The sequence below is a fragment of the Alcanivorax sp. genome (genome assembly GCF_002726155.1).
GTDB lineage: Bacteria > Pseudomonadota > Gammaproteobacteria > Pseudomonadales > Alcanivoracaceae > Alcanivorax.
Genome location: NZ_PBSH01000043.1, coordinates 25,574 through 31,979, shown reverse-complemented (window position 1 = coordinate 31,979; position 6,406 = coordinate 25,574). Strand labels below are relative to the sequence as shown.

Sequence of the window (6,406 nt, the reverse complement as noted above, 5' to 3'; positions counted from 1 at the left end):
TATTTTTCGTAGCTCGTAGCTCGTAGCTCGTAGCTCGTAGCTCGTAGCTCGTAGCTCGTAGCTCGTAGCTCGTAGCTCGTAGCTCGTAGCACCCCTCGCCCGGTTTTTGCTATGCTGACTGTCTTCCACACCGGGTTTCGGGGAACTCCGTGCGTATCATCTTCACTTTTCTGTTCTGCCTGCTGGGCAGTCAGGCCATCGGCCAATCGCAAACCAGCGACGCGGATCTGCTAACGGCAGAACAACGGGATGCACGCCTGCGCGAACAGCAGGAGCTGGAAGCCCGAGCCAGCGAACTGCAAGCCCAACAGGAAACCACCCGCGAGCTGCTGGATCAGCAGGAACAATACCTGGACGCCCTGCGCGCCCAGATTCAGGCGATGAAAGCCTCAGATAAAGCATCCGCCCCCGCCAACCCGGCAGGTACCCCGCCATGATTGGACAATGGCTGCAACGACTGTTCCGCCGCACCCACCGGCCCGCCAAGCCGGCCATAGTGATTACACCGGCACCGCCAACCCCGGCAGGGAACGACGCCACCGACGCCGTTGACGATCCTCTGGCCCTGTTTCTACCCTTCCAGATTCGACCATTGGAAAGCGCTGACCTGGGTGAACTGCTGGGAGTGTTCCGCGAGGCCATCCAAATCAGCGCCGCCGACCAATACGACCAGCAACAACGGGACGCCTGGAGCCGGGCCCAAAGTCACGAGAGCCTGATTTCGGCCCTCAGTGAAGGGGAAGCCGTGGTCGCCGAATGGGACGACGCGCTGGTGGGTTTTGCTCACCGGGTCAATGGCTATATCAACATGGTCTTCGTACACCCGGATGCCAGCCGCGTGGGCATTGCCACGCTGCTTTACCAGCACCTGGAAGACAGCGCGCGGGTAGAAGGCATCACCGAACTCAACGCCCACGCCAGCCTCACGGCCCACGACTTTTTCCATTTTATGGGGTTCACCAGCGAAGGCCAGGAAGACGCCGAACGCGATGGCGTGCGCCTGCCCCGGCACCACATGCGCAAGTCACTGGTCTGAATCAAGAACCGCAACACGCCTCACGCATAACGCAACACGGGCAACCACTGGACGCCGGATACCCGACGATTGACGCGTTCATTCAAAATCTGAAAAGCCCGGGCTCCATGCGTTCCGGGTAACACGAATTACCGGAGCGTGCCCTGAATCTCCCTGCTCCGCCCATTGATCAATAAATCTGATCAAACCGGTCGAGCCATTCCCGTGGGTTGGTCGGCGGACACACCCTATACTTATCTCATCGCTGAAGAGAACCCCCCTTCAGCCACCCAATCACATTGCGCTCACTCTGTGGTTATACCCCCAGGTCCACATGGACCCGTTGATTTCCCCCCTTAAGGCCGTCACCCCCGACGGCCATTTTTTTGCCACTCGGTGGCCACCACACGCTTCACGCTGCATGCAACACGACACGCCAAATTCAAGACTTGTAGAGCAGTTTGCCCACACTGTTGAACGCCTTTTCCGACAGACTCATACGAATCATGGCGCGGAACAAGGTTTCCGGCAGCAACCGGCGCGCCAGCAACAACATGCGCGCATCCGCGCCCACGCTATAGCGCAGCCGTTGGCTGGAATCGTTGGCCGCCTTGTAGATCACCTTCGCCGCCTCTTCCGGGGCGGAACCGCCCGGCCCGGTCTTGTCCATGACGCCGAACTGGGCTTTGGCATACTGATCGTAAGTCTTCACGCCAGTACGGTTATCCCGGTCCGCCGAGCGGCCGAAGAACGCCGTATTCACCGCCCCCGGCTCAATGATTTTCACTCCAATACCCAACGGACAAAGCTCATACACCAACCCTTCCGTGAACCCTTCCACCGCCCATTTGCTGGCGTTGTAAATGCTGTAAAGCGGCAACGGTACGCGCCCGACCATGCTGGCCACATTCACCAGCGCGCCTTTTTTACGCTCGCGAAAATGCGGCAACACCGCCCGGCAGGTCTCCATCAGGCCGAACACATTGGTATCGAACTGACGAATAATCTGCGCTTCGTCCAGGGTTTCAAACGCCCCCATCAGGCCGTACCCCGCATTGTTCACCAACACATCAATGGCGCCAAAATGCGCGATGGCCTTTTCCACCGCGGCATGGATGCTGGCCCGATCATTAACATCCAGTCGCAGGCACAACACCCGAGGCAAGGCCGCCAGCGCCTCAGCCTGATCCGGCTGGCGCAGGGTCGCCACTACGTTCCAGCCCTTGCGTTGGAAAAAATGCGCCGTGGCATAACCAATGCCGGAAGATGCCCCGGTGATAAAAACCGTTTTCGCTTGTACTTCACTCATGCTGATTTCCTTTCTGGTCAATCCGTTAAATCGTCGCCCTCAGGCGTGCCCCGGATGGTTGGCATCCGGTCGAATAAGATCCTGTTTTGCCTCACCAAACATTTGCGCCAGCACCTTGCGCTGTGCAGCCCGCCCCTGCTTGCATTGCCATTGGCGCAGGCCCGGCAGGTAGCGCTGGCAACTGAACGCAACCAGCCGTGGCAGCAAGGTAGCCAGCGGGTACCAGGCCGATATGGATCCGGGCAGACCCAGCTGTTCCATCTTGTCGCGGCTCAGAAAGTACCGGCTGACGCTCAGGTGTTTCTGGTAAGCGAGCCTGCGGCGCAGGGATTCAAACCGCTTGAAGTGACGCTCCAGGGGTTCTGCCGCCAGGGCCTTGCCCAATTCCTGACTGGTCCAATCCGGTTTGCTCTGGGTCATCAGGGTGTGGTGCAACAGCACGATGCCGTCCTGTTCGCGGTCCACCAGCCACGTTTCATCCACCCCCATCAGCCAGCAGGTGTATTTCCACAGATGCATCACCGCACGGGATTCACGCGGTGTCACCGGCACCCCCATCTTGCGCAGCCCGCCCAGCATCACCACACAGAACCCCAGATAGGTGGCCACCATATCCACCTGACTCAGGGGCAACCCCCACTGGTCCGCATCCCATTCCTCACGGGCTGCCAGGTTGCGGCGCACCAACGAATGCACCAGACGCACATGCAAGGTGCCACGGAAACCGGCGCCGAAACGTTTCAGCCCGCCTTCTTCAGTGCAATCGATCCACCACTTTCCGGTTTCCGCAATGCGTCGTGACGCCCCCTGGTTAAGCGCCCCCGTGAGCACCAGCGACTGGTTGAAACCGGACAGCAGATACCCCCCCATCAGCGCCAGGTCTCGCAGGACATAGGGGGCGGTCATACCGGTGGAGTGGATAAAGCGGGCCCCCTCGTCAATCAAGTCAAAATCAACCCAGGCCGGGCGCCTTTCCAGGCTTTTGATAAACAGCCACAACGGTTCCGGGCAATCCGGAACCGCCGCCAGCCCCTCGGTAATGGCAGTTTCAAACAACGCCCGGGACTCGCGGGGGCCATAATCCATCATCCAGTCAACCAGTGAATCCATGGCGGGATCACCCACATTGAGCGCGTCCAGCACCGCGCTGAATTCGTCGCGGCTGGGGGCAAGATCACGGCCCAGCAGCTTGCGCAACAGTGCCGGCGTGGGTTGCTGGGTTTTCTCGAACGGGCGGGCCCGGTGAGGAATCGCCTTGATATGTGCCTGAGCCGTCATGTCGGCCTCCACAGTGTGCTTGCATTGGCCGGAAACATAATGCGAATATACATTCGCATTCAATTCGCATTTGAGGCTCTATGCGTAAACATCCCCAGCAGCAGCGTTCCCGGGAATTGGTGAAGGCTCTGATCGACGCGACGGCAAACGTTATCCAGCAACAGGGCCTGGACAACACCACCACGGCCCGCATCGCCGAGGTGGCAGGCGTCAGTGTGGGGTCGTTGTATCAATATTTTGGTGACAAAGACGGCCTCATTGAGGCGCTGATGGAAAGCTTGGCGGATGAAATCGGCGCGGGGCTGAAACGCCTTCCCTTGCTGGATAACGTGGACCTGAACGCCATGGTCAACAGCGCCATTCGCTTTGGCTTTGCGGTGCTCAACTCCCGCGACGGGCTCTACCTGGAACTGGTGCGCAACTGGCACCGGCTGCCCACCGAGCGGGTAGTGGATATGCTGCAGCAACATTTCATGGATCTAGCCAGGCTGTATTTCCTGCGCCACTATCGGGACTATCCCATTCGCAACCTGGAGGTGCGCGTGTTTATCGTCACCAACAGTGTACTGTTCACCATGGTCCGTCATATCAGCCAGAACAACGGGCTGATCCGGGAAGACGACCTGGCAGACGAACTGACCCGCATGGTCGCCAATTACCTGGCGACCCCGCCAGACCACCAGGACGCGCCGTAATGCAACCCGATCTGGCCATGACTTACTGCCGCATGATTGCCCAGACCCTGGGGCTCGATCAGGCCGGGCTGGAAAAGCTGGTGGCCGATACCGGGATCGACGTGGACACTCTGCAACACAGCGATGGCTTCATCGACTGGTCCGGCGCCCGACAGTTAATCACCAATGCCCGCCAACTCAGTGACCGCCCGGATATCGCCCTGCAAACCGGCCTGCGCGCCCTCCCCGCCATGCACGGGCCCATGGGCATGGCCGCCATGGCCAGCCCCACCCTGCGTGAAGCCTCAAAACTTTTTGCGCGCTTCATCAACACGCGTACGCAGGTCTTCACCAACACCTTTGAAGAAACCCCGGACACCATTACCTTGCGCCAGGAGTTTGCCTACCCGCTGGATGACATCGTGCAGTTCCTGACCGAATCCGTCATTGCATCTGCGTTTGCCTGCCATGTGGTGTTGCGTGGTAAAGCCATTGATGATGGCGAAGTACACTTCAATTACCCCGCACCCAGTTACGCAGACCTATATACAAAAACATTTCCAAATACCCGCCTGGTATTTAACGCCCCCTTTGCCGCCCTCAAGTTGCCAGCCCACTACGGTGACGAAGCCCTGCCCAGCCATGACCGTGACCTACTCTGGATCGCCATAGAACAATGCGAGGCCCGGCAAGAGGCACTACGCAACAGCGGCACCATCAGCGATCAGGTACTGGCCCTGCTACACCAGAGCCACGGCAAAGCGAACCTCGAACACGTGGCCGACCAACTACACATGAGCCCACGTACCCTGATTCGCAAACTCAAACGGGAAAACATCCGTTTCCAGCAGCTGCGAGACCAGACCCTCAGCCGCCGCGCTGCCCAGCTACTCGGCCTGCCTCACTACACGGCAGCCGCCGTGGCCGAAGATCTGGGTTACACCGACGTGGCCAGCTTCCGCCGCGCTTTCCAGCGCTGGTTCAACACCACCCCCGGCCGCTTCCGGCGGGAATAGCGCTAACCTCAGAGCATCCCTGGTAGCACAGCCCCCCTTTTTTCTCCTCAGCCACTCCGGCGGCGTCCATGGTAAAGCCGCTTTTGGAAAAGTCGGTTTGCAGTACCGCAAGCGACGCGCCCACGAATGTGCTGTCATTTATCATCCCCCTCTTGTCAGATTTCGTGCTTATCCGCTTCCCCATTTCCGGTAACACTGCGTAAAAGGCATCACTAGAGACTGTCGCAATGAACAAGCCCGACAACGCAAGCAGCCCCACGCTTGCGCAACTGAAAGTATCTCCCCCCCTGGCATGGCCAACCGTGCTTATTCTGGTGTGCTCGGTCGCCACCATTGCCCTGAGCTGGTTTTTGACCATGAACCAGCTCTGGCCCCTGTGGCTGGGCATCGTCGCCAACAGTGTGGCGGGCTATGCCCTGTTCACCCCGGCCCATGAAGCCATTCACCGGGCGGCTGCACAGAAACCGAAAACCAACGATTTCCTGTTGGCCGCGGCGACCTTTGTGGCCGTGCCCTTCGGCAAGGGCAAACTGTTCCGTTTGCTGCACATGCGCCACCACCGCTTTGCCAACGAAGAAAAAGACCCGGATCACTGGATGGCCAGCAGCCTGTGGACCATGCCGCTATGGGGCCTGTGGCCGTACTTTTACCTGTACACCTTCCTGCGAAATCCGTCGCTCTTTCCCAATGTGAAGGTGTCGGAAATCGTCCGTGAGATTATCGTGGCCGGGCTGATCATCAGTGCGCTGTGGTTATGGGCACCGTTTTACATGCTCACGCTCTGGTTGATCCCCACTTATTTCGCCTTCTTCCTCATGTGCCTGGTATTTATGGTGCTGCCGCACTATCCCCACACTGGTCGGCAGGATGAGGACCCCAACACCACCGCCCTGATGCGCATGGGCAAGGAATGGTTGCTGACGCCACTGCTCATGTACCAGAACTATCATCTGGTCCATCACCTTTACCCCACGGTGCCTTTCTACCGCTACGGCAAAGTCTGGAAAGCCCGAGAGCAACACCATCTGGAGCATTCCGGCAGCATGATCATTAAACCGTTTCAACTCGGCCCAGATGCGGACCGCCGCACCGCCTGAACAATCCCCTTTCCGGG

General features: G+C 59.1%; 7 protein-coding genes. 5 read left to right on the top strand and 2 right to left on the bottom strand.

Annotated features, from left to right (window positions below; all coding sequences use genetic code 11):
- Positions 1-149 precede the first annotated feature (149 nt).
- Both CL546_RS13935 and CL546_RS13930 read left to right on the top strand, forming a co-directional pair.
- Positions 150-437, top strand: coding sequence for a hypothetical protein (locus CL546_RS13935; RefSeq protein ID WP_290496017.1), 288 nt, complete (start codon positions 150-152; stop codon positions 435-437).
- Complete coding sequence (locus CL546_RS13930; protein WP_290496015.1) at positions 434-1,036, top strand: GNAT family N-acetyltransferase; 603 nt, start codon at positions 434-436, stop codon at positions 1,034-1,036. The genes CL546_RS13935 and CL546_RS13930 overlap by 4 nt, the downstream gene beginning before the upstream one ends.
- 421 nt (positions 1,037-1,457) lie before the next feature.
- Here the strand turns inward: CL546_RS13930 and CL546_RS13925 are convergent, their stop codons facing one another.
- Complete coding sequence (locus tag CL546_RS13925; protein WP_290496013.1) at positions 1,458-2,324, bottom strand: SDR family oxidoreductase; 867 nt, start codon at positions 2,322-2,324, stop codon at positions 1,458-1,460.
- 39 nt (positions 2,325-2,363) lie between these two features.
- Positions 2,364-3,602: an oxygenase MpaB family protein gene (locus CL546_RS13920; protein ID WP_290496011.1), complete on the bottom strand. Its 1,239-nt coding sequence runs from the start codon at positions 3,600-3,602 to the stop codon at positions 2,364-2,366.
- Between the two features lie 80 nt (positions 3,603-3,682).
- Here CL546_RS13920 and CL546_RS13915 point away from each other — a divergent pair, with 80 nt between their 5' ends.
- The 3 genes from CL546_RS13915 to CL546_RS13905 all read left to right on the top strand — a co-directional run bounded on the left by CL546_RS13915 (position 3,683) and on the right by CL546_RS13905 (position 6,389).
- On the top strand, positions 3,683-4,297 hold the full coding sequence (locus CL546_RS13915) for a TetR/AcrR family transcriptional regulator (RefSeq protein WP_290496009.1): 615 nt from the start codon (positions 3,683-3,685) through the stop codon (positions 4,295-4,297).
- Positions 4,297-5,292, top strand: coding sequence for an AraC family transcriptional regulator (locus CL546_RS13910; protein WP_290496007.1), 996 nt, complete (start codon positions 4,297-4,299; stop codon positions 5,290-5,292). Before CL546_RS13915 ends, CL546_RS13910 begins: the two co-directional genes overlap by 1 nt.
- 227 nt (positions 5,293-5,519) lie before the next feature.
- Positions 5,520-6,389 (top strand): fatty acid desaturase, encoded by an 870-nt coding sequence (locus tag CL546_RS13905; protein WP_290496004.1) that lies wholly within the window; start codon positions 5,520-5,522, stop codon positions 6,387-6,389.
- The last annotated feature ends 17 nt before the right edge of the window (positions 6,390-6,406 follow it).